Origin of the sequence: Microbacterium sp. 1S1 (genome assembly GCF_008271365.1) — a bacterium.
GTDB lineage: Bacteria > Actinomycetota > Actinomycetes > Actinomycetales > Microbacteriaceae > Microbacterium.
The window spans coordinates 836730-863000 of sequence record NZ_CP043430.1; the positions used below are offsets into that span (position 1 = coordinate 836730).

Consider the following 26271-nt stretch of genomic DNA (forward strand, 5'->3'; position numbering starts at 1 on the left):
CATGGTCCGTTCCGTCCCGATCCTCGGCCGCATCCTGGCGATCCTCCTGGGCGTCGTCGTGACGCTGTACATGCTCGTCCCGCTGCTGGTCGTCGCCGGCGCGTCCGTCAGCGAGAACCGGTTCCTCACCTTCCCCGGTCAGGGCTTCACGCTCGACTGGTACGTGGACGCCCTCACGTCCGACACCTATCTCGAGCCGTTCCGCCTGAGCCTGGTCGTGGGGGTGACGGTCGCGATCCTCGCGGCGGCCGTCGGCACCGCGGCCGCGCTCGCGCTCACCCGCTTCCGCATCCCGGGCGGCGCGGCGATCCAGGCGCTGCTGATGTCGCCGCTGACGATCCCGACGATCATCCTGGCGATCGGCGCGCTGTCGATCGCCTCGCTCACGATCGGCTCGCCGAACGTCGGTGTGCTCATCGCCATCCACGTCGTCATCGCGATCCCCTACGTCATGCGGACCGTGACCGGGGTGATGACGCGCGCCGACCACTTCACGGAGGAGGCCGCCCGCACCCTGGGCGCCAGCACGTGGAACCGCTACCGTCTCGTGGTGCTGCCCATCGCCCGTCCGGGCATCGCCGCCGGTGCCTTCTTCGCCTTCAACATCTCGTTCGACGATGCTGTCATCGCCCTCTTCCTGCGCACCCCGCAGCTGGAGACGCTGCCCATCGCCATCTACGGCCAGCTGGAGTTCAGCACGTCGCCCACCGTGGCGGCCGTCTCGACCCTCATGGTCCTGCTCACCGTCGTCCTCATGATCGTCCTCGAACGCATCATCGGCCTGGGAAGGTTGTTCGTCTGATGACAACGCTCACCATCACTGCTCTCACCAAGGACTTCAAGGGGACGAAGGTGCTCAAGGGCATCGACCTCTCTATGCGGTCCGGCGAGTTCGTCTCGCTCCTGGGCCCTTCGGGCTGCGGGAAAACGACGCTGCTGCGCTGCATCGCCGGTCTCGAGTCGCCCACGAGCGGCACGATCGAGATCGCGGGGCAGGATGTCACGAAGCTGCCGCCGGAGAAGCGTCATCTCGGCATGATGTTCCAGAGCTACGCCCTCTTCCCGCACATGAGCGTGGTCGAGAACGTGCGCTTCGGTCTGCGCATGTCCGGCGAGAAGCCGAAGGCGGAGCAGAAGGAGCTCGCCGTCCGGGCGCTGGAGCGCGTGCAGATGGGCCATCTCGCCGACCGGATGCCGGCGCAGCTGTCGGGTGGCCAGCAGCAGCGTGTGGCCCTGGCGCGGGCGATCGCGTTCGAGCCGCGTGTGCTCCTCCTCGACGAGCCGCTGTCGAACCTCGATGCCCGCCTCCGCGAGGACATGCAGGTCGAGCTGAAGGAGCTGCACCGCACGCTCGGCCTCACCACCGTCTTCGTCACCCACGACCAGGAGGAGGCGATGAGCCTCTCCGACCGCATCGTGCTCATGAACGGCGGGGTGATCGAGCAGGAGGGCGCCCCGGCGGAGCTCTACAGTGCGCCGCGCACCCCGTTCGCCGCCGACTTCATCGGGGCAGCGAACCTCCTCCCCGCGACGCGGTCCGGTGCGGTCGCGACCATCGACGGCACGGGCGTGCAGGTGCCCCTGACGGGCGCCGGCCCGGACGGTTCGGGTGAGGTCGTGCTGCGGCAGGAGGATCTGCACCTGTCGGCCGTCGCCGGCCCGGATGCGCCGGTTCCGGTCGAGGTCATCGCGCACGTGTACCGGGGCGCGGACGTGGTCTACATCGTCGAACTCGCCGGGCGCCGGCTCCGGGTGGTGCGCCCTCGGCACGAGGATGCCCTGCCGGAAGGGACCGCCGGGCTCGGCTGGCGCGACGGCGCCGTCCTCTGGATCTCGGCCGCGTGAACACCGGAGGGCCCGGTCGGCAGTGCCGGCCGGGCCCTCCCCTGTCGGGATCAGCCCGCGGTGATGACGTTCGCGTCCCACGCGAGCCAGCTGCGGCCGCCCTCGGTCGGCTGCACGGTCACCGAGTTGTTGAGGTTGCCGAGGGTCGACCTGATCTTCGCCTCCACGGGGATCGTGACCGTCTCCCCGGCGGGCACGACGACCGTTCCCGTCGCGCCCGTGGCGGTGGCGGTGAGGCCACCCGCGTCGACGACCGTGGCACGGTCGGACTGCAGGAAGGCCTGCTTCACCGCGACCGTCTCGGCCTGCGCGCCGTCGTTGCGGACCACGATCGAGAACTCGTACGAGGAGCCGGATGGCACCGTGACGGTGCCGTCGACGATGCGCGCCGACACCTGGTGCGCGACGGTGGTGGAGGCCGTCTCGGCGGCCTGGGCAGCCGGCGCGAGGGCGACGACAGCGGTGGCGGCGAGGCCGGCGGCAGCAATGGACAGGAACTTCTTCTTCATCATTTCCCACTTTCTTTGGATGGTGCGGACGGCCACGGTACGTCCGGCGTGCGGCGTCCGTCCGTGATCTGGCTCACACGGGACGAGATCGTCCGGCCGTCAGGCGACGAGGCCGGTGCTGCGGTGGTCGGCCGCCCGCTCGAGCTCGCGGGCGTGGGCGGCCAGCAGACGCCGGTCGAGCACGATGACGCTTCCCCGCCGGATGAGGAGCCCGGATGAGGCGAACTGAGCCAGGATCCGGCTCACGCTCTCCCTCGTCGCCCCGAGCAGATCGGCGAGCTGCGACTGGGTGAGGCGGACCAACGTCCTGTCGCCGCGCCGGTGATCGCCCGCCTCGATGAGCGCGTCCGCGATCCGCGCGGCGAGGGGTCGGAAGGAGACGTCGGCTAACCGGGTCTCGAGTCCCTCGATCCGCTGGCTCAGGAGCGTGACGATCCGGAGGGCGATCCGTCCGTCCGACAGCAGGAGTCTGCGCACATGGGCGGTGTCGAGCACGCAGACTTCCGCCGCCTCCAGGGTCTCGGCCCCACTTCCGCCCATGTGCTGCCCGAGCAGCGACATGTCGCCGAAGATCGCCCCCGCCCCGAGAATCGCGATGGTGAGTTCTCGTCCGTGCTCCGACCGTCGGAAGATGCGTACGCGCCCGCTCCGGACGATGAAGAGGGCCTGCATCACCTGCCCTTGACCGGTCACCGTCTCCTGGGGCAGGTACTTCCGCGCGTGGAGTCGCCGGTGGAGGTCGGCGAGTTCCGTTCCGGACAGCTCCGCAAAGAGGTCCACATCCTGGAGACAGTCGAATCCACAATCGCTCATGATCTCTCCCTCTGGGCGCCGCGGAAGATGCGGTCACCACCGTGAGAGACGCGGAGATTGTGGCATCTCTGACTGGGACCTCTTCACTCACAACACTGCGTACGCGATGGCCTACGCATCCGAAGAGCTGATCGAGCACTGGGCGCGCCACCCGCGGCCGACGTTCGCCGCGTACGAGAGGCAGATGCTCGACTGCTAGCCCTTGCCCCGGTTGCTCTGTCGTCTGATCTCTCGGCGGCGCTTGAGCTTCCGATACTTCCAACGCACGAAGTCCCACGGCGGGATATGTCGTCGCAAGTAGTGCGCTCCAAGGAAGTACCCCGCGCGTTCGTCGCGGTCCACCCGTAGATACTTTCGTTGGTTCGACGGATCGTCGAACTGCCCCTCGACGCGATACCAGAACTTAATGCGCCGTTTGCGTCCGTCTGGCTCCATCCAGGAGATCCGAATGAAGCGCCACTCGCGGCAATCGCTGACGAGCTGCTGGGTCAGTTCTACCGTGGCCCCGGGCGCAAGCGGCATAGGGATACTGTCCCCGAGGTGATGGTCGAAGTCGTAGGTTGCCACCAGCGGCGAGGCTGGGCCGCGATTGTATGCGTAGAGATGGATCATCGGCCGGTAGTCATCATCGCCACCAAACGCCGACACTGACGTGTTCACGATCGCATCCATGTTGCAGCGCTCTCGGCGTCGGGAGTGCCTGATGCTGACGAATGCTGCAAGAGCGGCAGCCGCGGTGAAGACCGCGCTGAGGATGGCAGCCAACGCACCTATCGCCCCACTGTTGGCGTTGAGCCACGCGATCACTTCCGAGAGCATGCTGTCACTGTAGCGAGGGCGATCGATGAAAGCTGTCGCCCGTCAGTCGCGCGTAATGGCGATCCGGCCGGATTCGATTCCGAGGGCGAGGCTGCGGTGGTGGACGCTCATGCGGTTCTCGCGGAAGGCTCGCTGATTGGCAATCTTCGACCGGGCGGGGGCGGCGCGGCGCATCGGCTAAGACCTACGAACGATCTATCAATGGGAGCAGCGCGGCGAGTTGCGGTTCGTGCTCGATCGGATCCGCGAGGCCGATCTGCTCGAAGCCGATAAGCGCATGCGCTCGCGTCGCGGGCGTCCGCGGAAAGTCATCGAGTGATGTCAGCCGGGGTGGCCGATATGGTTACCTCGTGCTGCATCGTCGCGTAGAGAGAATCCGCCTTCGTCGAACATCGACGCCTGACATGGTGCTGCTGCCGTCGCTGGTCACTGATCTTGAAACGCTCTTGGACGTGTTGGATGTCACCGGCAAGCGGTGGCAGGGGTCGCAGCCGTTCGGCGGCACCAACCTGTTGCCGATCGACTACTCCTTCCAGGTAACAAGCGGGGAGGTGACGCGGGAAGAGCTCTCCGCGTTGAGCGTGCACGAGCGCAACTCGCTGAGCGCGTCCGTTCGGGTAGCCGACAGAAGCCTCAACTTGTACTGCCCCGCAGGACACCTGAGCGTCTCACCGGAGAACACGCCCGACGTTGCGGTAACTGAATCCGAGGCGATTCGCATTCTGTTGCAGGGCAGTGCGTGGCGGCCAACGTGGCATCGGTGGCGTGCCAAGCTCCCGCTGGCACCCGCGCTGCTCGTCCTCATCGGTAGTGTCTGGCTGATCGCGAGTTCGTACCTGCCGGCGGCGGCGGTTGTCGCGTTGGTCGGAGGCTGCGCCCTGCTGGTGGCCTTTGCTGTCCAATGGAGCCGAGAGCTGAGCCGAGCCAGCCGATTCCGCGGAGGTGCAGTCAAATTCCGTGCGCAGTCCCGGCAAGAGTTGTACGCCTCGAGGGCGGATCGGTGGGCGAACCTCAAAGTTGCCTTGATCACCGCTCCGGTGTCGATCTTGGCGGCTCTCTTCATTGCCTGGGCGACGGGGTTCATCTCGCCTTGATGGCTCGACGCTCAAAATGTGTCAAATGTGTCATGGGAATGTGTTAGGCTAGCGCAAGCGCGATCAGACTCGGAAGACCTCACGGAGGTTCCGGGTCTTTTTTCTTGCGCTCATGCGGCGGGGCGTTGCCCCCGTCCCGCCGCTCTCATCTCTTCCCCGCCGCAGCTCGCCCTCACTATAGGCGCGCACTGCATCGGACTGACCGCGAGTACCGCGGCGACCATGAGCACGGACTGCAAGGCAGCGTGCCGGGTGCCGCCCGAAACCGGCGACTCGATCTCGTGACCGACTGGCGCATGGGCGGCGGGGCAATCGTGAAAGGACGATCCATGTCTCTGAAGGATCAGCTACTCACCGGCCCGACGCCGCGTGAGTACCCCGACAAGGTGCGCTCGTGGCGCTCCACCCTCGATGACGAAACGCGCGAGGCGTTCGACGCCGCCGTGAACGATCCGCGCTGGTCGGATTCCGCGCTCGCCCGGATGCTCACGGGTTCCGGGTTCAAGGTGTCCGAGCCGACGATCAAGCGCTACCGCGACAACCAGCGGGTGACGCCTTGACGCTGGCTGAAGACCTCGGCAATCCGCCGGAGCCGGAGAGCACGCCCACTGAGTCGGCGGATATCCACTACGGTGACGACGGCGCTCCCGATGGTGGCACGTTCGAAGGCATCCGCTCCGACGAGCCGCTGACCGACTGGACGCACGTCTTCAAGCAGTTCAAGCTCAACCCCAGCGATTATGACGCGAAGGGCGGTATTCCGCAGCCGCCGCGGCACTCGGCCCCCGCCAGGACGGGGCACTTCCCCACGAGATCGCAGGGATTCCGGGAACCCGTGCGGCCCCGGTGCGAATCTGCGACCGCGCGCCGGGGCCTCAGTCCTCGCGGGTGAACGTGACGTGGGTGACGCCGGACTCCGCGACCTCGCTGGTCACGCGATAGCCGGCCTCGAGGCCGCGGAGGTCGTCCCAGAGCCGGATGCCGCTGCCGGTGAGGATCGGGGTGATGCCCACGTGCAGGTCGTCGACGAGCCCCGCGCGCAGGAATTCCCGGACCGTGGTCGCACCGCCGCCGACGCGGACGTCACGCCCTCCGGCCGCGGCCACGGCTTCCCGCAGCGCCTCCTCCGCGGTCGCGGAGAGGAAGCGGAAGCTCGTACCGTTCGCGAACTCGATCGGCGGGCGTGGCGTGTGGGTGAGGACGAACACCGGAACCTCGAACGGCGGCTCCTCGCCCCACCAGCCGCGCCACTCCGGGTCGTCGGGGTTCGCGTGCAGCCCGAACATCCCGGCACCCATGATCTCCGCGCCGACGCCCTGGAAGTACCGGGCCGCGTACTTCTCGTCGACTCCTGCCGTACCCGCGCCGCTCGTGTCGTGGAGGACGCGCTCCTGGAACGTCCGGGTCGCGGTGTAGGCCGCGGTCAGCCGCCCCCAGTCCTCGCCGAAGGGGTTCTCCGGGGTCTGATCGGTCGTCGTGGCGAAGCCGTCGAGAGTGATGTTGAGGTCGACGCGCACGCGGGTCATGGTGCCTCCGATGCGGTGGGGACGGGCGCCGGTCGGCGCACCGTCCCCAGAGTCGAGGGTGCCGGAGCCGCTGTCAAGAGCGGAGCACGGCGTCGGAAGCCGACTCAGGCCACGGGGTCGCCCTGGACGGGACCCTCCGTGTTCGGCTTCCACCCCAGCGCCGGGGCGACGTGTTCCGCGAACGCCTCGAGCACGTGCAGGTTGTACTCCGGTCCGAGCTGGTTCGGAATCGTCAGCATGAGGGTGTCCGCGGCCATGACGGCCTCGTCCTGGCGGAGCTGCTCGATGAGCACATCGGGCTCCGCGGCGTAGGTCTTGCCGAACGTGGAGCGGAAGCCGTCGATGATGCCGATCTGGTCGGCGTTCTCCTCGCTGCGCAGTCCGAAGTAGGCGCGGTCCATGTCCGACACGAGCGGGAACACGCTCCGGCTGACCGACACCCGCGGCGACCCGGTGTGGCCGGCGTCACGGTAGGCGGAGCGGAACAGCTCGATCTGCTCGCGCTGCAGCTCGTGGAACGGCTGGCCGGTGGCCTCCGTCACGAGCGTGGAGCTCATCATGTTGAGCCCCTTGCGACCGGTCTCCTCGGCCGTGGCGCGCGAACCTGAGCCCCACCAGATGTGGTCGCGCAGCGTGGGCGACTGCGGTTCGATGGCGAGATACTGTCCCGCACCCACCATCCGGGGGTCGCCGGGAGCCAGGCGCTCCCCGTCGATGGCGCGGAGGAAGATGTCGAACTTCTCCCGCGCGAGCACGCTCCCGCGCTCCGGGTCCTCCTCGTCACGGAAGCCGAACGTCTCGTAACCACGCAGTGCGGTCTCGGGTGACCCACGGCTGACGCCGAGCGCGACGCGGCCGTCGGCGATGAGGTCGAGGGCGGCCGCCTCCTCCGCGAACTGGAACGGGTTCTCGTAGCGCATGTCGATCACGCCGGTCCCCACCTCGATGCGCTCGGTCCGCGCGGCCATGGCGGTCAGCAGCGGCATCGGGGAGGCGGCCTGGCGTGCCCAATGGTGGACACGGACGTACGCCCCGTTGACACCGAGTTCGTCCGCACCTTCCGCGATCTCGATGGTCTGCTTCAGCATGTCACCGGCCGTGCGGGTGGCCGACCCTGGCACGTCGGCGTAGTGCCCGAACGAGAGGAATCCGAAAGCCTTCATGGTGTATTCGAACGCATAGAAGCGTCCACTATTCCCCCGGCAGCAGGAAGCCGTCGAGCACGAGCCCCCGGATCCGCGGCTCGAGCTCCGCCCACAGCTGCGGGAAGGGCACCTCGAAAAGGTCGGCGAGGGCGGGGGCGATCTGCAGCACCTGCAGTTCACCGTCGCACGCGCCCACGAATCCGGCCAGCGCCGGATCCACCGCGACCGTCCGCGCGAACCCGCCGCCCTGCCGCAGCTCGATCACGCTCGGGTCATCGTTGCCCGGAAGGAGATGACGGGCCTCCGTCACATCGGCCGCGACGACAAGCGTGTCCGGCAGTCCCGCGGCGAGCGCATCGTGGGCGGCGAGTCCGAGCCCGAGCGCCGCACCCACGTTCGCCACCGGCTGCGACACCCGCTCCGACCGCCTGAGCGGCTCTCCCTGGCCGCGACGCAGCAGCACATACCCGAAGCCGACCGCGGTCACGCCGCGCGCCGCGAAATCGTCGAGCCAGGCGGTGAGCAGCGGCGTGAAGGCCGGGTCGCGCGGTGTGATGCCGCCGTCCCTGATCCACAGCTCCGCGTAGGCGAGGGGCGAGAGCTCCTCGCGCTCCACCACCCAGAGGTCGAGGTCGGAGGGAACCCACGCGTCGAGGCGCGCCAGGCCCGTGACCCCCGTGCGCGACTCCCAGTTGCCGAGCAGCTGGGCGATGCCGCCCGGGGTGAGGTGCGACGGCACGGTGCGTACGAACTGCTCGACGAGCGCGTCGCCGACCAGTCCCCCGTCGCGGTACTCGTAGGCCGGGACGCCCTCGGTGCGCGGGGTGATGACGAACGGCGGGTTCGAGACGATCAGGTCGAAGGCCTCCCCCGCGACCGGGTCGAACATGCTCCCGTGCCGGAGGTCGATGTTGGTGACCCCGTTGAGCCGCGCGTTCAGTTCCGCGTAGGCCAGAGCCCGGCGGGAGATGTCGGTGGCCACGACGGTACCGGCCCGCCGCGCCACGAGCAGGGCCTGGATGCCGCAGCCGGTGCCGAGGTCGAGGGCGCGGTCCACCGCGAGCGGCACCACCGTCTCGGCGAGCGTGCGGGAGGCCCCACCCACTCCGAGGACGTGGTCGGCGGGCAACGGTCCGTCGAGGGCGACCTCGTCGAGATCGCTGGCGATCCACCACTCCCCGACTCCGTCCTCGTCGACGAAGGACTGCGGGCGCAGCAGCGCCACCGGGGTCACGGTGTCGTCGTCGACCGTCGCCAGGCCCAGGTCCGCCAGGCCCTCGACGCCCAGAGCCGGGAGCGCACGCTCGACCGCCGCTCGAGGTTGCGGAAGGCCGAGCACCAGGAGACGTCCGAGTGTGGCGAGCACCCCCTCGTCCCCCGCGATCGCCCGGAGGATGGGCTCGCGGAGGCCGCGGCCCAGGGCGTCGTCTGCCTCTTCGCCCCAGAGGCGCCGCAGCGGCTCGGATCGGAGGTCTGCGGCATCGAGGTCCGCGGCGAGCGCGGCACTGCGGAGGGGATCGGGGCGGGGGGGCGGGGGTGGCGGACACGGCCGTCACTCTACGCGTCTTCAGGGTTCTCCTCCCTCCGGCCTCCTAGAATCACAGGGTCAGTACTCACGATCCGCCTCCTCCCCGGCGTTCGAGGAAGACCTTCATGACCGCGACCACTCCCGACACGGGCCTCCGCGCGCGCGTGCGCCGGCTCGCGGCGTTCGCGGTCGCCGCGGGCGTCTGCGCCCTGGGCGTGCCCGGTCCCGCGATGGCGGCGGGCCAGACCGCGGCGGACGACGATCAGCGCGTCGAGCTGCACGTGTCGGCCGGGCTTCGTGGCACGGTCGCCCCCGGCACGTCGACGTCGGCCGTGGTCACGATCGACAACGACACCGACACCGAGCTCTCCCCCGGCCGGGTCGAGATCGAGCTGGGGAGCACACCGCTCGCCGACGACGATGCCGTCACCGACTGGCTCGACGACGCCCGCGCCGCCGGGTCCTTCCTCCCGCTCGGCGATGAGACGACGAAGACGGCCGAGGCGGGCGGAACGGCCACCACCACGGTGTTCGTGCCGCAGGAGACGCTGGCCGGCCTCACGCCGGGTGTGTACCCCCTGCGGGCCGCTCTGAGCGACGCCAGCACGGCGGACACGGAGGGGCAGCGCGCAACCACCTGGGACACGACCGCCACGAGCGTCCTCGTCGTCACGTCCAGCCCGACGAGCCCCGTCGGCGTCCTCGTACCGATCACCGCCACCCCCGCCGGCGGCGCCTTGCTGAGTGCCGAGGAGCTCACCGAGCTCACCGCCCCGGACGGCGACCTCACCGCGCAGCTCGACGGAGTGGCCGGGACGACCGCGGTGCTCGCGATCGACCCCGCCATCCTCGCCTCCATCCGTGCTCTGGGCACCGCGGCGCCGTCCTCGGCGACGGACTGGATCGCGCGGCTCGACGAGCTCCCCAACGCCCGCTTCGCTCTGCAGTTCGGAGACGCCGACCTCACCGTGCAGGCGCAGGCCGGTCTCACCGAGGCACTGGCGCCGCTGCCCCTGTCATCCCTGCTCGATCCCGCGGCCTTCCCGCAGCAGCGCGCCGTCACGCCGACGACGGCACCGAACGCCACGGCTCTTCCCTCGCCGACGCCGACCGACGGTCCGGCCCTGCCGACGGACGACGAGCTGGCGGAGATCGATGGCGCGCTCCCCGGCATCGTGTGGCCCGAGAGCGACCTGTCGCAGGCCGACCTCACGGCGTTCTCGGGCTACCTCGGGCGGAACGCCACGACGGTGGTGTCCTCCGAGACGGTCGGCGGACAGAGTGCCGCCCATGCGACGGCCGGGGGTCAGGATCTGCTGGTCACCGATGCCGCGACCTCCGCGGCGCTGACCGCCGCAGCGGCCGAATCCAGGTCCGCCGCCCGCCAAGGGCTCCTGGCGGAAGCGTCGGCGCGCCTCTTCCTCGCCGGCGCGCGGGCACCCGGTGCGCCGCTGCTCATCGGCCTGGACCGTGATGAGAACCGCTCCGCCGAGGCCCTCCGCGATGCGATCTCGGCGGCGGACTCGGTCGGGTTCGAACTCTCCACCGTCCGCGCCACGAAGGCCGTCTCGGTCACGGTGCCGGAGACGGCCGCCGCGACGCGCGCGCCCGACCTCGCCAACCTCCTCACGGACGAGCGCTCCCTCACCGCGTTCTCGACCATCCTCAGCGAGCCTCTCGTGCTGCTGAGCCCGGAGCGGATCCGGATCCTGCGCACCGTCGCGGTCGGCTCGTCCGCGACAGCGTTCACCGAGAAGGTGGCGAACCACCGCGCACGGACCACCGAGACCCTGAACGCCGTCAGCATCCCGGCGTCGAGCACCATCCAACTGCTCACCGCCAACGCCGACCTGCCCATCGGGGTGCGCAACGACCTCCCCTGGCCGGTGACCGTCCGTCTGTTCGCCTCCCCCAGCGATCCTCGTCTCGAGGTCACCCCCGTCATCGATGTGGCCGTGCAGGCGAACTCGACCACGAGGGCCAAGGTGCCGGTATCGGCGCGCGTCGGCAGCGGTGAGCTCGACCTTCGACTCAGCCTGACCAGCCCGACCGGGGTGCCTATCCAGTCGGAGCAGACCGTCCGAGTCGCGGTGCGGGCGGAGTGGGAGACCATCGGCCTCGTCGTCTTCGGCGGTCTCGCCGTCCTCCTCATCGCTCTCGGGGTCGTCCGCACCGTGCGCCGGAAGCGTCGGGAGGCGATCGAGGAGCACGCCGTGGAAGCCGCGGTCGAGGAGCTGATCGAGGAGAAGGAGGCGGAGGCCGCCGTGCAGGAGCACCTCGAAGGCCCGGACGCCCCGTCGACGAAGGAGTCGCGTGAGTAGTCTCGGGCGCGCCAGCGCGATCATCGGCGCCGGCACCATGGTGTCTCGCGTGACCGGGCTGCTGCGCAGCATCGTCCTCGTCGGCGTCCTCGGTGCCGTCGGCTCCGAGGCCGCGGATGCCTTCACATTCGCCAACACGCTGCCGAACAGCGTGTTCTCACTCATCTCGGTGGGAGTGCTGACGGCCGTGATCGTGCCGCAGATCGTCAAGGCGACGGCCGATGCCGACGGCGGCAACGCGTTCATCTCCAAGCTCTTCACCCTGGGCACGGTGGTCCTCGTCGCCACCACCGCCGTGGCGACGCTGGCCGCGCCGTGGCTCGTCGTGCTGGTCGCCGGACGTGCTCCTCTCGAAGCGCAGGCCCTGGCGACGGCCCTCGCCTACTGGTGCCTCCCCCAGATCCTGTTCTACGGTCTGTACGCCCTGCTCGGCGAGGCTCTGAACGCCCGGCGCATCTTCGGGCCGTTCACCTGGGCGCCCGTGGTCAACAACATCGTGTCGATCATCGGCTTCCTCGTCCTGGGGGCCGTGTTCGCGCCGGTTCCGACCCAGGCGGAGGAATGGACGCCGGCCATGATCGCGACGCTGGGCGGCACCGCGACTCTCGGCATCGCGTTGCAGGCCCTCGTGCTGCTCGTCTTCTGGCGCCGTACCGGGCTTGCTCTGAAGCCGGACTTCCGGTGGCGCGGCGTCGGTCTCGGTGCCGTGGGCAAGCTCGCGGGGTGGACGTTCCTGATGGCCTTCGCCAGCCTGGCGGCGGGAGTGCTGCAGGGCAACATCGTCAGCGCGGCCTCGGGTTCCGGCGCCTCCGCGACGGTCACGGCCAACGCCTGGCTGATCTTCATGCTCCCGTACTCGGTCATCGTGCTGTCGATCGGCACCCCGTACTTCACCCAGATCAGCGAGCACGCGGCCGCAGGGCGCGACGACGAGGTGCGCGGCGACATCTCCCGGAGCATCCGCACGCTGCTGTTCTTCATCGTCGCCGCGGTCGCCGCGGTCGCCGCCGCCGCGATCCCCGCCTCGCGCGTGTTCACCAGCTCGGCGGAGGACGCCGAGGCCGCCGCACTGGTGCTCCTCTGCTACCTGCTCAGCCTCATCCCCCTCACGATCCTGTTCATCGTCCAGCGCACCTTCTACGCCTACGACGACACACGCACCCCGTTCTGGTTCACGATCTTCCAGTGCGTCCTGATCGTCGCCACCGCGCTCCTCGCCGGCGGGCTGCTGCAGGCGGAGGTGATCCCGATCACCGGCCTCGCGGCCGCCGTCGCCCTGGGCCAGTCGGTCGCCAGCACGCTCCAGACGATCGTGGCGACCTGGCTGCTGCACCGCCGCCTCGGAGGTCTCGGACTGCGGTCCTGGGCGAGCGCGACCGGGCGGTTCCTCGTCGCCGCCGTCCCCGCCGGTCTAGCGGGCTGGGGCGTCTTCCTCCTCTTCGGCGGTACCGAGGGCTGGGCCGCGTCGGACAAGATCCAGGGCGCACTCGGCACCGCTGTCATCGGCGCCGTCGTGGTCCTCGTCTACGTCGCGATCCTCGCGCTGTTCCGCGCCCCGGAGCTCAGGGCCGCGAGCGGGCTCGTCCGCCGCTTCCTGCCAGGCCGCTGACCCCGGGAATGCCCCGCGGTTACCATGGGTTGAAGCAGTCGGACGTCTTTCGACGGCACCGCCTTTCTAACGGAGATCACATGCGTCAGGTCATCATCATCGGCTCCGGCCCCGCCGGATTCACGGCTGCCATCTACGCGGCGCGCGCGAACCTCGAGCCGCTGCTCATCGCCAGCTCGGTCGAGGTCGGCGGAGAGCTCATGAACACGACCGAGGTGGAGAACTACCCCGGCTTCCCGGAGGGCATCCAGGGCCCGGAGCTCATGGCGAAGTTCCAGGAGCAGGCCGAGAAGTTCGGCACCGAGGTGCTGTACGACGACGTGACCGAGCTCGACGTCGCCGGCCCGGTCAAGAAGGTCACGCTCGGCTCGGGCGCGAGCCACGAGGCGAAGACGATCATCTACGCCACCGGTTCCGCCTACCGGAAGCTCGGCATCGAGGGCGAAGAGCGCCTCTCCGGCTTCGGTGTCTCGTGGTGCGCCACCTGTGACGGCTTCTTCTTCCGTCAGAAGACCATTGCGGTGGTCGGCGGCGGCGACTCGGCGATGGAGGAGGCGACCTTCCTCACGCGCTTCGCGGACAAGGTCTACGTGATCCACCGCAAGGACACGCTGCGAGCCTCCAAGATCATGCAGGAGCGCGCGTTCGCGAACGAGAAGATCGAGTTCGTCTGGAACAGCGAGGTCGTCGAGATCCTCGGCGACAACGCCGTCTCCGGCGTGCAGCTGCGCTCCACCGAGGACGGCTCACTGCGTGACCTCCCGCTCGACGGCCTGTTCATCGCCATCGGCAACGACCCGCGCACGCACCTCGTGCACGAGAAGCTCGAGCTCACGCCCGAGGGCACCATCTGGGTGGATGGCCGCTCCTCGCGCACGTCCGTCCCCGGTGTCTTCGCGGCCGGCGACGTGATCGACCCGACCTACCGGCAGGCCATCACGGCGGCGGGGACGGGCACGATCGCCGCCCTCGACGCCGAGCACTTCCTCGCCGACCTCGAAGACCAGTCGGTCGAGGTCCCCGCGGCCGAGGCCGCCGAGGTCATCACGGCCTGACCGGCCGGGAACACTTTCCCCTCGCCCGTTGTTGCAACAGGCGAACCTCGAACAAGGAGAACTCTGATGAGTGCAAAGGCAACGAGCCAGGCGACCTGGGAGCAGGACGTGCTGCAGGCCGACGGTCCCGTGCTGGTGGACTTCTGGGCCGAGTGGTGCGGTCCGTGTCGTATGGTCGCGCCGGTGCTGGACGAGATCCAGTCCGACAACCCCGACAAGATCACCATCCTCAAGCTCAACGTGGACGAGAACCCGGAGCTGGCCATGAAGTACCAGATCACGTCGATTCCGGCGATGAAGGTCTTCCAGGGCGGAGAGGTCAAGACGACGATCATCGGCGCCAAGCCGAAGTTCGCCCTCGAGCAGGATCTCGCCGCTTTCCTCGGCTGATCCCCCACGACGACCAAGGGCCGCACCTCCGGGTGCGGCCCTTTTCGCATGCCCCGGCCCGCCTGCGCCGGGTCAGCGCTTGTCGTACACGTCCGAGGGCTCAGGCCGCGCGCTGCCCGCGCTCTGTCGACGATCTCCTGGATGACCGCGGTCTTTCCCGCGTTGTAGGCTACGCCGCCGGTCGCCGCCGCGCGCGGCGTCGTGCTTGGCGTGTTCGTACCGCTCCACATCGGCCGGATGCGCGCGCAACCAGTCACGCAGCAGGCGTTGCGGGGCGAGGTCCCACTCCGCGGCACCGAAGAAGTGCGCGATGGCGAGGCGCTCCCCCGCCGATTCCCAGAGCATCACCGGATGCGTGCGAATCCCGCTGCCGACGTGCCATCCTGCGGCCTCCAGTCCGGCTCGGTGCGCGTCGAACTGCTGATGTTCCTCGATACGCACCGCGAGGTCGATGATCGGTTTCGCGCTGATCCCGGGAACGGCCGTCGAGCCGATGTGCTCGACGATCCAGCCCTCCGCCCCCGCCGTCCGGATGGATGCAGCGAACTCCTCGAATCGTTGCGGCCATGACGGGTCGTACGGGACGAGGATCATCGGCGTCAGGAGGCGTCGGCGATGCGCGGGTCCCAACGACGGTGGCGCTGCTTCTCGTCCAGAAGCCCCCACACCGCGGGCGTGAGCTCCGGGTACTCGAGTGCGATCTGCCGCAGCACGCGATAGTGCCGTGCAGCGTTGGGACGCACGCCGTCGTTCGCAGCGATGTTGTCCGCGCGAAGCAGGTAGACGACGAGTTCGTCGACGCTGGGGAGCTCCTCCATGAACTCCCACGGATCCTCGCCGCCGAGGAGACGCTCCTGCACGAGGACGGCGAGTTCGTCCGACGCCTCGGCGCGCAGCACTTCCAGGCTGGCACGGCGGGGCACGGACTCGGTCATCCCTCCAGCCTACGCGCGTGCGCGGCGGGGTCGGCGCTCCACCTTTGCGTCCTCGCTCATGTCCTCGAGCTCGCGTCCCTTGGTCTCCGGCACCTTGAAGAACACGAAGAAGAACGACAGCAGTGCGAAGAAGGCGTAGAAGCCGTACGCGAAGGTGAGTCCGATCTCCGCGAAAGCGGGGAACGTCGTGGAGATGAAGAAGTTCGCCACCCACTGCGCGGCGGCCGCGACGGCGAGGGCGCCGGCACGGATGGAGTTCGGGAAGATCTCGCCGAGGAGGACCCACACGAGCGGTCCCCAGCTCGCCCCGAAGAACACGACGAAGCCGTTGGCGCAGATGAGCGCCACGGTCGCCCAGGGGTCGGGGAGCGTGGCCGTCCCCGAGGAGTCGAGGGTGCCGAACGAGAAGGCGAGGGCCATGAGGCCGAGCGTCACCGTCATGCCGACGGAGCCGACGAGCAACATGATCCGGCGGCCCACCCGGTCGACGAGCAGGATCGCGACGATCGTGACGACGATGTTCGTCACCGACGTGATGACCGAGGTGAGGAGAGCGCTGGACTCGTCGAAGCCCACGGACTGCCACAGCGTCGTCGAGTAGTAGAAGATCACGTTGATTCCGACGAACTGCTGGAAGACCGACAGCAGGATGCCCACCCACACGATCGGCTTGAGGCCCAGGCGGCTCCCGCGGAGGTCGCGCAGCGACTCAGAGCGCTCCGTATCGATCGTGCCGGTGATCTCCTTGATCTTGGCTTCGGTGTCGATCGTCCCCGTGACGGTCTCCAACACCTCTGCGGCGCGTTTCATCTCGCCCTTGCGGACCAGATAGCGCGGAGACTCCGGGAGCCGCAGCGAGACGAGGCCGTAGACGAGCGCCGGGATCGCCGCGACCATGAACATCCACCGCCAGGCCGTCAGGCCCCAGAGTGGCTGGTCGGCCTCCCCCGCGATACCCGCGAGGAGGGCGTCGGACAGGAGGGCGGCGAAGATGCCGAGCACGATGGCGAGCTGCTGGAGTGATCCCAGACGGCCACGGATCGCGGCGGGCGAGACCTCCGCGATATAGGCCGGTGCGATGACCGAGGCCGCGCCGACGCCGAGGCCGCCGATGACACGCCAGATGATGAGGTCCACGACACTGAAGGCGAGGCCCGAGCCGATCGCGGAGGCGAAGAACATGGCCGCAGCGGCCACCATGACCGGGATGCGGCCGAACTTGTTGGACACCGGACCCGCGAACCAGGCGCCCACCGCGCACCCGATGAGTGCGGACGAGACGGCGAAGCCTTTGAGCCCGGTACCGAGGTCGAAGCCGGAGACGTCTCCTGCCAGCGCGTCGACCGCTCCGTTGATCACCGCGGTGTCGAACCCGAAGAGGAATCCGCCCAGAGCCGCCGCGATACTGACGGCGATCACGCGACGCTTGATACTCGCTGGATCAGCTGTTCTGGACATGACATCCCCTCGCATCGTCAAGATGACGAGTCTATGTCACCCCCGCCTGGCGGCGGCGTCACCGCGCGGAGCCGTACCCTTCTTCGCCGAGCTCCTCGAGAATGCGGTTGAGGTCCTGAATGGACGCGAAATCAATCGTGACCTGGCCTTTTCGAGCTCCGAGCGAGATACGGACACGAGTGTTGAGCCGGTCGCCGAGCTTTCCGGCCACCTCGTCCAGGTAGGCCCGGCGGGCGCCAGGGGTCGGCTTCGGCGTCTTCCCCGCGGAGGGCTGCGACTTGGCGGCCTCCTCCGTGGCGCGGACCGAGAGATCTTCGTTCACCACCTTGTCCGCCAGCCGCTGCATCGACTCCGGAGAGTCGAGGCTGAGGATCGCACGCGCGTGGCCCGCGGTGAGGACACCCGCGGCCACACGCTGCTGCACCGGAACCGGGAGCTTCAGCAGGCGGATGGTGTTGCTGATCTGCGGCCGGGAACGGCCGATGCGCACGGCCAGCTCCTCCTGCGTGATGCCGAAGTCATCCAGAAGTTGCTGATACGCGGACGCCTCCTCCAAGGGGTTCAGCTCCGAGCGATGGAGGTTCTCCAGCAGCGCATCGCGCAGCAGGTCCTCGTCGGCCGTGTCACGGACGATCGCGGGGATCGATTCGAGTCCGGCCTCTCGAGCGGCCCTCGTGCGTCGCTCGCCCATGATGAGTTCGTAGTCGCCGTCGCCGTTCTTCCGCACGACGACGGGCTGCAGCACGCCGAACTCCCGGACGCTGTGCACCAACTCCGCCAGATCCTCTGGGTTGAAGTGCGTCCGGGGCTGACGGGGGTTGGGGACGATCGCGTGCGGGTCGACCTGGATCAGCTGGATCCCGGGCACCGCCTCGAGTTCGGCCACCGGGGTCCCCGCGGCCTCGTCCGGTGCCGCATCGGAGGTCGGCGCGATCTTCGCGCCGGGGAAGAACACATCGACGGGGCGTTCGGTCTGTTCGGCGGTCGGGATGAGGGCTCCGATGCCCCGGCCGAGTCCGGTGCGCTTCGCCATTATTTCTCCTTGCTCTGCGTCTGACGGGACGCGATCTCGACGGCGGCCTCACGGTAGGCGATCGCCCCGGCCGACTGGCCGTCGTAGGCGATGACCGTCTGGCCGAAACTGGGGGCTTCCGACACACGGACGGACCGCGGGATCACGGTATCGAGCACTTGTGACGGGAAATGAGAACGCACTTCCTCCGCCACCTGCTGCGCGAGGCGTGTTCGTCCGTCGAACATGGTCAAGAGGATCGTGGACAGGTGGAGTGCAGGGTTCAGATGCTTCTGGATCATCTGAATGCTCCCGAGCAGCTGGCTGAGGCCCTCCAGTGCGTAGTACTCGCACTGGATCGGGATGAAGACCTCATTCGCCGCGGTGAAGGCGTTGATCGTCAGAAGCCCGAGAGACGGCGGGCAGTCGATGATGACGAAATCGACCGGATTCTCCGCAAGGTAATCCTCCAGCGCACGCCGGAGGCGATGTTCGCGGGCCACTTGGGCGACGAGTTCGATCTCGGCGCCCGCGAGATGGATGGTGCTCGGTGCGCAGAAGAGGTTCGGGTTCTCCGGGCTCGGCTGGATGATCTCGGCGAGGGGGAATTCGTCGATGAGAACGTCGTAGACGCTGGGTGTATCCGCGTTGTGCGGAACCCCGAGGGCGGTGGACGCGTTCCCCTGCGGATCCAGGTCGATGACGAGGACCTTGGCGCCCAGTCCCGCGAGAGCGGAAGCGATGTTCACAGCGCTGGTGGTCTTCCCGACGCCGCCCTTCTGGTTCGACACCGTCAGGATGCGCGTGTCCCCGCTGAACTCCACGCTCACCTTGTCGAGCGCGCGCCGCCGAACGGAGAGATCCGCGAGTTCTCGCGCGAGGGGGGTATCCATTCCGAACGAATCGTTCGACGATGCCTTCTCGGACTGTTTCACGTGAAACATCCACTCCTTTCGGGGCCGCGTTCCACTCTAATCGCAGGGACCGACCTCGGCTTGCCAGCACCGCGATTCGCGCAGGATTGGACCCCTCGACATCGCGTACCACGCGTGCCCACGCCGATCGCTGCTGGAGCAGCGACGGCGCGACGACCGTTTCACGTGAAACCTGGGGCTCTGTGACTGCGCTCGACCGGCACGAGATGCCCGCTTTTCTCCACCCCCATCACCACGTCGAGCCGGCGCCGCGCCTACCTCGGCACAGCTCATGCAGAATCGGCCTCTTGGACCTCGCCCACCAAGCCCCGAACGCCGACCCCTGCGGGAGTGAAAGACGACGCGGCCGGCCGTTTCACGTGAAACGTGGACCTCCAGGACTGCGCCCAGCGAGCACGGTCTGCCCGCTCTTCTCCACCCATTGCGACGTGGGCCGGGCCCGTGCTTTCGCCAAGCTGACAGGTCTCTTCCCTTGCGATTCCCCGTCCCTTCGGGAGGGGCTGACCGGCCGGCAGAGGCGACGCTCACGCAAGCCACGTTGGCACCGCTCTCCCCCGTCCGCGGCGGCGCTCCAGGCCGTGCGCCCGACGGGGGCTCCGCTGCTCCCCGGTCGCCGCCGAGCGAACGGCGCTCCGTCCGGGCCGTCCGTTCTCCGCGCGCTGCATCGCACCCCTCGCCGCATTCGTCTCCGGTGACCGTCCCCGCACCCGCGCGTGCCGAGGACAATTGTTCCGCGCGTCCTTCCGTGTGACAGAACGGCCGGACACCACCGGGATCGGATCCCGGAGAGCCGCCAGCTCGACCGCTCATCGAGCCCGGCTCCGAGCGCCTGCCCACCCCGCGAGGAGCGTGAGCGGCGTTGACCTCACGGCTGTCGCCTCCCCTCCACTCGGAACTGCGTCCAGGGGGCCTCCAGCGCCGGCGATGCTCGGCCCGTCTCACAGGCCTCGGTGGGTGCGCGTCCGCATCCGGAGTCGAGCGCCCTCAGGTCGATGGCGCGCTCACCCTCCGACCGACTCCTGTCGGGGCGATGCTCGGCGCCTCGACGGCACGCACAGGTCGCCGCGTGTCCGTTCACCCCTGCCCCTTCGCATCCTCCGCCGTCTCGTCGAGCGGCGTCGATCTCGGACAGCGATCTCGCCCCCGTCGAATACCACCTCTCGGCCGACCGCGTCGATCACAGCAGGGAGGGACGACGGCCAAGCGGTCATTTTCCTGCGGACGCCACTGCTCTCCAGCGGTGCCCTCTCCACCGCACGAGAACGCCCGCAGCGACCGGGACGGGTGGGCGCAACGGGAAGATCTGGCCCCTCCGTCCGCTACGCCGGACCGGAGCCCGATGCGCAGACCCGCCCTCCCTCGGAGAGGTCTGTGTTCGTGTCGGAGGCTCGTCCTCGCGTCGAGAGCTGGCTCTGACGTTTCACGTGAAACCACCGGTCACCAGAGCGGCGGTGCCGGAGAGTGAACGGATCGTAGCCTTCGTCGCGAGGAGGCGAGCCGTCGTCCTCTTGGTGCCTTCGCGCCGCGTACAGCGTGGTCACCCCCTAGCCGGCCCCGACCCCGTGCCCGCGCGCCCGCATTCACATCCGGGTCGAGTACGCGGCCGCGCACCCCGGAGCCCTCCTGCTCCCTGACACGCGGTAGGACTGCCTCCGCGACGGTTGACGCCAATCTGGGGAGAGCGGCACTGTTTCACGTGAAACGGCCACCTTCAGCACCACCGCACGGCGGAACGGACCCAGCCGCCGCTCTGAGCCGGACACCACCGCGCGCGAAGCGCTCACGTTTCACGTGAAACGCTGGTCAAATCGGGACCATGATCGGTTACTTCTTCTGCAGCACCCACCAGCCGAGCACGGTAGTCCCCCTCGTCAACCGGCCCGTCGACGCCTGCCACAGCATGGATAGTACGGGCACCCGTTCGTTGATGTTCCCCAGGCCATCTCCCCGCAGCGCTGGCCCTATCCGCCCGTTGGAAACGATGGGCAAAGGTCAGGAGTGGATTCCAGCGTCGGACGTCGCATCGCATCGCATCGCATGGGCATCGCCGAGATGCTGCCGCCTCGATCACTGATCCGATCGGGAACGTCGACGACAACCCCACGACCGATGGACGGCAGGGCCGCGAACTCGTTGGTGGCCGTTGCCGGCTTATCAGCTTCTTGACCTCGCCCACAGCCCTATGAGGCCGCGTGTGGGTCTTGGGGAGACACAGGTGGCCTACGGTCGAGCGGACCCGAGCTGTCACCGTTTCACGTGAAACACACAAACCAGGCAGAGGGGCGCCACCCGTACGACCTCGAGCTCGCACCCAAGAACCGGCGCATCGCGGGGATAGGCGCTCATCCTGCGCCCCCGGCGCGCATGAGAGGCATGTTTCACGTGAAACACACGTGACGGGCCGGGTTAGCGGACGCGTGCCCGGACGACACGCGTCGTCTCGGGGAGGACTCCCTCTCCAAGAATCTCAACCCGCACGTCTGAAAGACGGAACTTTGCTATCTGCTTACGCGCCGCCTCGATCTCATTCGCCGCGTTCGCGCCCTTGAGGAGCGTCAGCTCTCCCCCATCCCGGACCAGGGGTGCGGTGAGAGGGATCAACGTCCGTAGCGCACTCACGGCGCGCGCCGTCACCACATCGAACGCACCTCGCGCCCGCACATCCTCCGCGCGCGAGCGGAGGATGGTGACGTTCGAGAGCCTTAGGTCAGCGACCTGCTCCGTCAGCCAGATGATGCGTCGCTCCATCGGCTCGATGAGAGTCCACGACACATCCGGCCGCGCGATCGCGAGAACCAGGCCAGGGAGTCCGGCACCGGACCCGATGTCCGCCACCGATCCATGGAAGAGCGGTGCGGCGATCGCGCTGTTGAGGATATGACGGGTCCACAGGCGCGGAAGCTCGAGCGGTCCGATCAGGCCCCGCTCCTCCCCCTCTCTCGCGAGGGAATCCGTGAATCGACGAGCGAGGTCGATGCGCTCCCCGAAAAGCTGGGCGGCGACAGCCGGTTCCTGCTCTACGGCCTTGTCACCCGAATCCATCGTTTGGGACACGCGCCGGCACCCGACTGCGGGTCAGTGACGACGCAGAACCGTGTGACGGTCCGCGCCCTCGCCATACGACTCGGAGACCAGGCCACGCTCGGCCGCGATGTCGTGCACCAGCTTGCGCTCGTAGCTCGACATGGCAGGAAGCGACGCCTGCGACGACCCCTCATCGAGCTTGGCGGCCGCGGCTTCGACGAGCGTCTCGAGCTGCCGACGACGCGCGTCACGGGAGCCGCCGATATCGAGGATCAGGCGCGAGAACGAGCCGGTCTTGTTCTGGACGGCAAGACGGGTGAGCTCCTGCAGTGCCTGCACGGTGTCGGGCGCCGACAGGAGCGCGAGGCCGTCTCCCTCGGCCTCCACCGAGACGTATGCCCTCCCCTGACGGACGTCGAGGTTCAGGTCGCCATCGATGTCGGCGATGTCGAGCAGCTCTTCGAGGTAGTCGGCGGCCACGTCACCCTCGTGCTCGAGATCCGCCACGGTCGGCTCGGTGTTTCCGGTCACGACCTCGCTCATGACGCGTTCCCCTTCTTCTTCGCGCGCTTCTTGCCGACCGGCTGCTGCCGCTTCGGCGCTTCGGCCTTGGCCTTCTCGGCCTGCTCCAGCAGACGCTGCTGCTCGGCCTCGTACACGGAGATCGGGACGACCTTGCCGGAGGAGTCGATCGCCTTGCCCTTGCGCGCCAGGCGCTCCTCACGGGCCTTGGCCGCCTCGGAGCCCGGCGTCGGCATCTCGCGGATGACGAGGAACTGCTGCCCCATGGTCCAGAGGTTCGAGATGAACCAGTAGACGACCACGCCGAGCGGGAAGAAGATGCCCGAGAAGATGAAGCCCAGCGGCAGCACGTAGAGCATGATCTTCTGCATCTGGTACGCCTGACCGGTCTTGGCTTCCGGCGACAGGTTCTTCGAGATGATCTGCAGCTGCGTGATGAACTGCGACGCGATCATGAGCACGACGAGAGTGATCAGGATGATGATCGCCGTGACGTTCTGCGCGTCGATGGCGTTGCCGAGCGTCTCGTGCAGGGACGCCACTCCGAAGAGCTTCGCGTCGTAGAACTCCTTCGTGAGCTCCGGGCTCAACAGTCCGACGCCACCCACGTTGTCCCGGGCGTGCTTGCTGACGTCGCTCAGCACGCTGTAGAGGGAGAAGAAGATCGGCATCTGCACGAGCAGCGGCAGACAGCTCGACATCGGCGTGGTGCCGTGCTTCTTGTACAGCGCCATCGTCTCGCGGCTCATCGCCTCACGAGAGAGCTGGTCCTTCTTGCCGCGGTACTTCTCCTGAACTTTTCGCAGTTCAGGCGCGATTTCCATCATCTTTCGCTGGCTCTTGATCTGCTTCACGAACAGCGGGATGAGCGCCGCGCGAACCACGATGACCAGACCCACGATCGAGAGGACCCAGGTGATGCCGGAGGCCGCGGGAAGCCCCACGGCGGTGAGCAGCCAGTGCCAGGCGACGAGGATGAGCTCGACGACCCACTTCAGCGGCCAGAGGATCGTGCCGAGCAGGTCGAATCCGCCGGATGCCGGTTCCGGGCTGGGGGTGGCACTGGCGAACAGAAGGTCAAGACCCACCGATCAGTCCTTTCGGGAGGGGACGACGAAACCGTGTGCGGTCAGGTCGTAGCGGAAGTGTCGATGCGGTGTGACGTCGTCGACGCCTCCGCGAGACCAGGGATTGCAGCGGAGGATGCGCCAGGCGGAGAGCAGAGTCCCCCGCACGGCGCCGTGCTGCTGCACCGCACCTACAGCGTAGGCGGAACAAGAGGGGTAGTACGCGCACACGTCTCCGTACATCGGAGAGATGACCTTGCGGTATCCCGCCAGAAACGCGAGGACGGCATTGCGCGGGAGGAGCGGGATGCTCCGGAGCGCATCGCGGCCGTGCCACGACCCCGTACCCACCGACGAAGCCGGCAACGCGGTCATGATGCGGCCTCGACCGGCGTGAGCCGTCCCAGGCAACGGTGCACGTCATTGCGGAGTTCCGCATACGACGCTGCCGCGGACGCAGGAAGGGCACGGATGACGACATCCGTGCCCTGTGGAACACCGGGAAGCGCCTCCGCACAGACGGCCTTGAGTCGCCGACGCACGGTGTTGCGCACCACAGCGGTACCCACCTGCTTGCTGATGATGAAACCGAACCTCGCGGCCCTGCTCTCGCCCGTCGACAGCATCGAGGTGACGACGCGCGCCCCGCCACAACGCGATCCGCGTCGAACGACCAGTCGGTAGTCGCTCCCGCGGGTCAGACGGAACGGGCGGGCGAGCACAGCTACTTACGCGGAGAGCTCGGTACGGCCCTTCGCGCGGCGTGCCGAGAGGATGGCACGGCCGGCGCGGGTGCGCATGCGGGCACGGAAACCGTGCTTCTTGGCGCGACGACGGTTGTTGGGCTGGAAGGTGCGCTTGCTCATGAGATCACTCCGGGAATGCTGCCACCGGATTCACTTCGACCGGAGACATGGGGAACTGCCATACAGGCATAAGTCAACCGACTAAGGGTACGTCCTGGCGGCGCACAGGGCAAATCTGCCACCTGTAGCGCTGCTCATCCCTCGCGTACCGCACAGCCATTATCCACAACCGGGAAGAGCCCGACAGTTTCGACACGCGCGCGTGTTTCCAAGGGCAGGTTGCCGTTCGGACGGCGTGTGACTACCGTGGCATCCGAAGTTATCCACAGGGGATCAGCATGTCGACCCCGACCCGATCCGTCGTCCGGAGCACCATGTCCTCACCTGCCCAGCCCGACGTCCCCATCTGGACCACGGTGCAGGAGCTGCTGGAAGCCGACGACCGGGTCACTCCGCAGCTCCAGGGCTTCCTGAGCCTCGCAGTGCCGGCGGGCGTGATGTCGGCGACCCTCTACCTCGAGGTGCCCAATGACCTCACCGCGGCGCAGATCAACAAGCGCCTCCGCCTGCCCATCATGGAGGCCCTGGCCCACGTCGGGGAAGAGGTCACCTCGTACCGTGTGGTCGTGAACCACGAGCTGGCCGAACAGCCCACCGCACCGATCGCCGTCGCGGACTTCGGTCGGCAGGAGCCGGTCCGCGCCGAATCGCCGATGGAGCAGCCGACCCCGCTGCGGCACGAATCGCGTCTCAACCCCAAATACACCTTCGACAACTTCGTCATCGGTCAGTCCAACCGGTTCGCCCATGCGGCGGCGGTGGCCGTGGCCGAAGCGCCGGCGAAGGCCTACAACCCGCTCTTCATCTACGGCGACTCCGGACTGGGCAAGACCCACCTCCTCCACGCCATCGGCGACTATGCCCAGTCGCTCTACGCCGGGGTGAAGGTGCGTTACGTGTCGAGTGAGGAGTTCACGAACGACTTCATCAACTCGATCGCCAACAACCGGGGTGCCGCCTTCCAGGCCCGGTACCGCGACGTGGACATCCTCCTCATCGACGACATCCAGTTCCTGCAAGGACGCGCGGAGACGCAGGAGGCGTTCTTCCACACGTTCAACACTCTGCACGACCACAACAAGCAGGTCGTCATCACCAGTGATGTCGCGCCGAAGCACCTGACCGGCTTCGAAGACCGTATGCGCAGCCGGTTCGAGTGGGGCCTCATCACCGACGTGCAGGCACCCGACCTCGAGACCCGGATCGCGATCCTCCGCAAGAAGGCGCAGAGCGAAGCGCTCCACATCCCCGACGAGGTGCTCGAGTACATCGCCACCGTCGTGTCCTCGAACATCCGCGAGCTGGAGGGGGCGCTCATCCGCGTCTCGGCGTTCGCGAGCCTGAACCGGTCGGCCCTCGACATCTCTCTCGCGCAGACCGTGCTGCGGGACATCATCGACACGGCCGAGGACAACATCATCTCGCCGACCGACATCATCACGGCGACCGCGCAGTACTTCAAACTCACCGTCGACGATCTCTACGGCTCGAGCCGTTCGCAGCAGATCGCGACCGCTCGCCAGATCGCCATGTATCTCTGCCGCGAGCGGACGAGTCTCTCCCTGCCCAAGATCGGGCAGCTCTTCGGCAACCGCGACCACACCACGGTGATGTACGCCTACAAGAAGATCAGCGAGCTCATGAAGGAGCGGCGCTCGATCTACAACCAGGTGACCGAGATCACCACTCAGCTCGGCCGTCGCTGACCGCCACGACGCCCGGAGGGACGCCGCATCCGACACCGGACGGCGTCCCTTCTGGGTTTGACAGGCGCATGACGCGTCCGATAGATGCGTCT

General features: G+C 68.1%; 27 protein-coding genes. 10 read left to right on the forward strand and 17 right to left on the reverse strand.

The annotated features are described in order from the left end of the window. The first annotated feature begins 1 nt into the window (after position 1). Positions 2-802, forward strand: coding sequence for an ABC transporter permease (locus tag FY549_RS04265; protein WP_246878225.1), 801 nt, complete (start codon positions 2-4; stop codon positions 800-802). Beyond that, a complete protein-coding gene (locus tag FY549_RS04270) occupies positions 802-1845 on the forward strand; it encodes an ABC transporter ATP-binding protein (RefSeq protein WP_149083978.1) in 1044 nt (347 codons plus the stop codon). The genes FY549_RS04265 and FY549_RS04270 overlap by 1 nt, the downstream gene beginning before the upstream one ends. 50 nt (positions 1846-1895) lie before the next feature. Here FY549_RS04270 and FY549_RS04275 read toward each other — a convergent pair whose 3' ends face one another. From FY549_RS04275 to FY549_RS04285, 3 genes are all read right to left on the reverse strand, one after another. After that, entirely contained in the window at positions 1896-2357 is a 462-nt protein-coding gene (locus FY549_RS04275; protein ID WP_149083979.1) for a hypothetical protein, read from the reverse strand. A gap of 96 nt (positions 2358-2453) precedes the next feature. Continuing rightward, positions 2454-3167 (reverse strand): Crp/Fnr family transcriptional regulator, encoded by a 714-nt coding sequence (locus FY549_RS04280; protein WP_149083980.1) that lies wholly within the window; start codon positions 3165-3167, stop codon positions 2454-2456. Positions 3168-3362: 195 nt separating this feature from the next. Further along, positions 3363-3986 (reverse strand): hypothetical protein, encoded by a 624-nt coding sequence (locus tag FY549_RS04285; protein ID WP_149083981.1) that lies wholly within the window; start codon positions 3984-3986, stop codon positions 3363-3365. Positions 3987-4390: 404 nt separating this feature from the next. Here FY549_RS04285 and FY549_RS04290 point away from each other — a divergent pair, with 404 nt between their 5' ends. From FY549_RS04290 to FY549_RS04300, 3 genes are all read left to right on the forward strand, one after another. After that, positions 4391-5080, forward strand: a complete 690-nt coding sequence (locus FY549_RS04290) for a hypothetical protein (protein ID WP_149083982.1) — start codon at positions 4391-4393, stop codon at positions 5078-5080. Positions 5081-5409: 329 nt separating this feature from the next. Beyond that, positions 5410-5640, forward strand: a complete 231-nt coding sequence (locus FY549_RS04295) for a hypothetical protein (protein WP_149083983.1) — start codon at positions 5410-5412, stop codon at positions 5638-5640. Then, positions 5637-5972 (forward strand): hypothetical protein, encoded by a 336-nt coding sequence (locus tag FY549_RS04300; RefSeq protein WP_149083984.1) that lies wholly within the window; start codon positions 5637-5639, stop codon positions 5970-5972. The genes FY549_RS04295 and FY549_RS04300 overlap by 4 nt, the downstream gene beginning before the upstream one ends. On the opposite strand, the gene FY549_RS04305 is transcribed toward FY549_RS04300, so the two are convergent. The 3 genes from FY549_RS04305 to FY549_RS04315 all read right to left on the reverse strand — a co-directional run bounded on the left by FY549_RS04305 (position 5956) and on the right by FY549_RS04315 (position 9117). Beyond that, complete coding sequence (locus FY549_RS04305; RefSeq protein ID WP_149083985.1) at positions 5956-6606, reverse strand: dihydrofolate reductase family protein; 651 nt, start codon at positions 6604-6606, stop codon at positions 5956-5958. The genes FY549_RS04300 and FY549_RS04305 overlap by 17 nt on opposite strands. Positions 6607-6710: 104 nt before the next feature. Beyond that, positions 6711-7769 carry an LLM class flavin-dependent oxidoreductase gene (locus FY549_RS04310; protein WP_149083986.1) on the reverse strand — a complete coding sequence of 353 codons (1059 nt, stop codon included), beginning with the start codon at positions 7767-7769 and terminating at the stop codon, positions 6711-6713. A 28-nt stretch (positions 7770-7797) separates the two neighbouring features. Next, positions 7798-9117: a methyltransferase gene (locus tag FY549_RS04315; RefSeq protein ID WP_262381136.1), complete on the reverse strand. Its 1320-nt coding sequence runs from the start codon at positions 9115-9117 to the stop codon at positions 7798-7800. Positions 9118-9404: 287 nt separating this feature from the next. Here FY549_RS04315 and FY549_RS04320 point away from each other — a divergent pair, with 287 nt between their 5' ends. The 4 genes from FY549_RS04320 (at position 9405) to trxA (ending at position 14654) form a co-directional block, all read left to right on the forward strand. Beyond that, complete coding sequence (locus tag FY549_RS04320) at positions 9405-11600, forward strand: DUF6049 family protein (protein ID WP_187614922.1); 2196 nt, start codon at positions 9405-9407, stop codon at positions 11598-11600. Then, complete coding sequence (gene murJ / locus FY549_RS04325; protein WP_149083988.1) at positions 11593-13209, forward strand: murein biosynthesis integral membrane protein MurJ; 1617 nt, start codon at positions 11593-11595, stop codon at positions 13207-13209. Before FY549_RS04320 ends, murJ begins: the two co-directional genes overlap by 8 nt. Positions 13210-13289: 80 nt before the next feature. After that, positions 13290-14264, forward strand: a complete 975-nt coding sequence (gene trxB, locus FY549_RS04330; RefSeq protein ID WP_149083989.1) for a thioredoxin-disulfide reductase — start codon at positions 13290-13292, stop codon at positions 14262-14264. A gap of 66 nt (positions 14265-14330) precedes the next feature. Continuing rightward, the gene (gene trxA, locus FY549_RS04335) at positions 14331-14654 is read left to right on the forward strand and encodes a thioredoxin (RefSeq protein WP_025102859.1); all 324 of its coding nucleotides are present in this window, start codon (positions 14331-14333) and stop codon (positions 14652-14654) included. 72 nt (positions 14655-14726) lie between these two features. On the opposite strand, the gene FY549_RS04340 is transcribed toward trxA, so the two are convergent. From FY549_RS04340 to rpmH, 11 genes are all read right to left on the reverse strand, one after another. Next, entirely contained in the window at positions 14727-15248 is a 522-nt protein-coding gene (locus FY549_RS04340) for a GrpB family protein (RefSeq protein WP_149083990.1), read from the reverse strand. A gap of 5 nt (positions 15249-15253) precedes the next feature. Then, the gene (locus FY549_RS04345; protein WP_025102860.1) at positions 15254-15589 is read right to left on the reverse strand and encodes a hypothetical protein; all 336 of its coding nucleotides are present in this window, start codon (positions 15587-15589) and stop codon (positions 15254-15256) included. 9 nt (positions 15590-15598) lie between these two features. Then, positions 15599-17047: a sugar porter family MFS transporter gene (locus FY549_RS04350; protein WP_187614923.1), complete on the reverse strand. Its 1449-nt coding sequence runs from the start codon at positions 17045-17047 to the stop codon at positions 15599-15601. Between the two features lie 58 nt (positions 17048-17105). Then, positions 17106-18080, reverse strand: coding sequence for a ParB/RepB/Spo0J family partition protein (locus FY549_RS04355; protein WP_149083991.1), 975 nt, complete (start codon positions 18078-18080; stop codon positions 17106-17108). Then, positions 18080-18952: a ParA family protein gene (locus FY549_RS04360; protein WP_316247120.1), complete on the reverse strand. Its 873-nt coding sequence runs from the start codon at positions 18950-18952 to the stop codon at positions 18080-18082. The genes FY549_RS04355 and FY549_RS04360 overlap by 1 nt, the downstream gene beginning before the upstream one ends. A gap of 2448 nt (positions 18953-21400) precedes the next feature. Then, on the reverse strand, positions 21401-22036 hold the full coding sequence (gene rsmG, locus FY549_RS04365) for a 16S rRNA (guanine(527)-N(7))-methyltransferase RsmG (RefSeq protein ID WP_149085989.1): 636 nt from the start codon (positions 22034-22036) through the stop codon (positions 21401-21403). Positions 22037-22069: 33 nt separating this feature from the next. Continuing rightward, on the reverse strand, positions 22070-22561 hold the full coding sequence (locus tag FY549_RS04370; RefSeq protein ID WP_149083993.1) for a protein jag: 492 nt from the start codon (positions 22559-22561) through the stop codon (positions 22070-22072). Further along, positions 22558-23628, reverse strand: a complete 1071-nt coding sequence (yidC, locus tag FY549_RS04375) for a membrane protein insertase YidC (protein ID WP_149083994.1) — start codon at positions 23626-23628, stop codon at positions 22558-22560. Before yidC ends, FY549_RS04370 begins: the two co-directional genes overlap by 4 nt. Positions 23629-23631: 3 nt before the next feature. After that, positions 23632-23982, reverse strand: a complete 351-nt coding sequence (gene yidD / locus FY549_RS04380) for a membrane protein insertion efficiency factor YidD (protein WP_149083995.1) — start codon at positions 23980-23982, stop codon at positions 23632-23634. Beyond that, positions 23979-24329, reverse strand: coding sequence for a ribonuclease P protein component (rnpA, locus tag FY549_RS04385; protein WP_149083996.1), 351 nt, complete (start codon positions 24327-24329; stop codon positions 23979-23981). Before rnpA ends, yidD begins: the two co-directional genes overlap by 4 nt. 6 nt (positions 24330-24335) lie before the next feature. Further along, positions 24336-24473 (reverse strand): 50S ribosomal protein L34, encoded by a 138-nt coding sequence (rpmH, locus tag FY549_RS04390; RefSeq protein ID WP_022879826.1) that lies wholly within the window; start codon positions 24471-24473, stop codon positions 24336-24338. 314 nt (positions 24474-24787) lie between these two features. Here rpmH and dnaA point away from each other — a divergent pair, with 314 nt between their 5' ends. Further along, positions 24788-26179 carry a chromosomal replication initiator protein DnaA gene (gene dnaA / locus FY549_RS04395; protein ID WP_149083997.1) on the forward strand — a complete coding sequence of 464 codons (1392 nt, stop codon included), beginning with the start codon at positions 24788-24790 and terminating at the stop codon, positions 26177-26179. Positions 26180-26271 lie beyond the last annotated feature (92 nt).

Bases quoted from the DNA above. Each gene is read 5' to 3' on its own strand.
- FY549_RS04305 (WP_149083985.1), bottom strand. From the start codon at position 6,606: ATGACCCGCGTGCGCGTCGACCTCAACATCACTCTCGACGGCTTCGCC.
- FY549_RS04270 (WP_149083978.1), top strand. From the start codon at position 802: ATGACAACGCTCACCATCACTGCTCTCACCAAGGACTTCAAGGGGACG.
- FY549_RS04340 (WP_149083990.1), bottom strand. From the start codon at position 15,248: ATGATCCTCGTCCCGTACGACCCGTCATGGCCGCAACGATTCGAGGAG.
- FY549_RS04320 (WP_187614922.1), top strand. From the start codon at position 9,405: ATGACCGCGACCACTCCCGACACGGGCCTCCGCGCGCGCGTGCGCCGG.
- FY549_RS04290 (WP_149083982.1), top strand. From the start codon at position 4,391: ATGGTGCTGCTGCCGTCGCTGGTCACTGATCTTGAAACGCTCTTGGAC.
- trxA (WP_025102859.1), top strand. From the start codon at position 14,331: ATGAGTGCAAAGGCAACGAGCCAGGCGACCTGGGAGCAGGACGTGCTG.
- FY549_RS04280 (WP_149083980.1), bottom strand. From the start codon at position 3,167: ATGAGCGATTGTGGATTCGACTGTCTCCAGGATGTGGACCTCTTTGCG.
- FY549_RS04370 (WP_149083993.1), bottom strand. From the start codon at position 22,561: ATGAGCGAGGTCGTGACCGGAAACACCGAGCCGACCGTGGCGGATCTC.
- FY549_RS04355 (WP_149083991.1), bottom strand. From the start codon at position 18,080: ATGGCGAAGCGCACCGGACTCGGCCGGGGCATCGGAGCCCTCATCCCG.
- FY549_RS04275 (WP_149083979.1), bottom strand. From the start codon at position 2,357: ATGATGAAGAAGAAGTTCCTGTCCATTGCTGCCGCCGGCCTCGCCGCC.
- FY549_RS04285 (WP_149083981.1), bottom strand. From the start codon at position 3,986: ATGCTCTCGGAAGTGATCGCGTGGCTCAACGCCAACAGTGGGGCGATA.
- FY549_RS04345 (WP_025102860.1), bottom strand. From the start codon at position 15,589: ATGACCGAGTCCGTGCCCCGCCGTGCCAGCCTGGAAGTGCTGCGCGCC.
- rsmG (WP_149085989.1), bottom strand. From the start codon at position 22,036: ATGGATTCGGGTGACAAGGCCGTAGAGCAGGAACCGGCTGTCGCCGCC.
- FY549_RS04310 (WP_149083986.1), bottom strand. From the start codon at position 7,769: ATGAAGGCTTTCGGATTCCTCTCGTTCGGGCACTACGCCGACGTGCCA.
- yidD (WP_149083995.1), bottom strand. From the start codon at position 23,982: ATGACCGCGTTGCCGGCTTCGTCGGTGGGTACGGGGTCGTGGCACGGC.
- FY549_RS04265 (WP_246878225.1), top strand. From the start codon at position 2: ATGGTCCGTTCCGTCCCGATCCTCGGCCGCATCCTGGCGATCCTCCTG.
- FY549_RS04360 (WP_316247120.1), bottom strand. From the start codon at position 18,952: ATGGATACCCCCCTCGCGCGAGAACTCGCGGATCTCTCCGTTCGGCGG.
- FY549_RS04350 (WP_187614923.1), bottom strand. From the start codon at position 17,047: ATGTCCAGAACAGCTGATCCAGCGAGTATCAAGCGTCGCGTGATCGCC.
- trxB (WP_149083989.1), top strand. From the start codon at position 13,290: ATGCGTCAGGTCATCATCATCGGCTCCGGCCCCGCCGGATTCACGGCT.
- rpmH (WP_022879826.1), bottom strand. From the start codon at position 24,473: ATGAGCAAGCGCACCTTCCAGCCCAACAACCGTCGTCGCGCCAAGAAG.
- FY549_RS04295 (WP_149083983.1), top strand. From the start codon at position 5,410: ATGTCTCTGAAGGATCAGCTACTCACCGGCCCGACGCCGCGTGAGTAC.
- dnaA (WP_149083997.1), top strand. From the start codon at position 24,788: ATGTCCTCACCTGCCCAGCCCGACGTCCCCATCTGGACCACGGTGCAG.